The 406-nt window shown below is 53.4% G+C and carries 1 rRNA gene; it reads left to right on the forward strand.

The features are described from left to right. Nucleotides 1-406: ribosomal RNA gene (locus ACPYOD_RS19170) — 23S ribosomal RNA — on the forward strand; the annotation flags it as partial.

Here is a 406-nt window from a genome sequence, read left to right on the forward strand (position 1 = left end):
GTCATAGCTAAGTGGAAAACGATGTGGAAAGGCATAGACAGCCAGGAGGTTGGCTTAGAAGCAGCCACCCTTTAAAGAAAGCGTAATAGCTCACTGGTCGAGTCGGTCTGCGCGGAAGATTTAACGGGGCTAAGCTATGCACCGAAGCTCGGGGTGTACAGATTTTGATCTGTACGCGGTAGAGGAGCGTTCCGTAGGCCTGTGAAGGTGAGTCGTAAGGCTTGCTGGAGGTATCGGAAGTGCGAATGCTGACATGAGTAACGATAAGGGGGGTGAAAAGCCCCCCCGCCGAAAGCCCAAGGTTTCCTCGCGCAACGTTCATCGGCGCAGGGTGAGTCGGCCCCTAAGGCGAGGCAGAAATGCGTAGTCGATGGGAAGCAGGTTAATATTCCTGCACTTTTCTACA

Source organism: Luteibacter sp. HAY1-4A, from assembly GCF_056755355.1.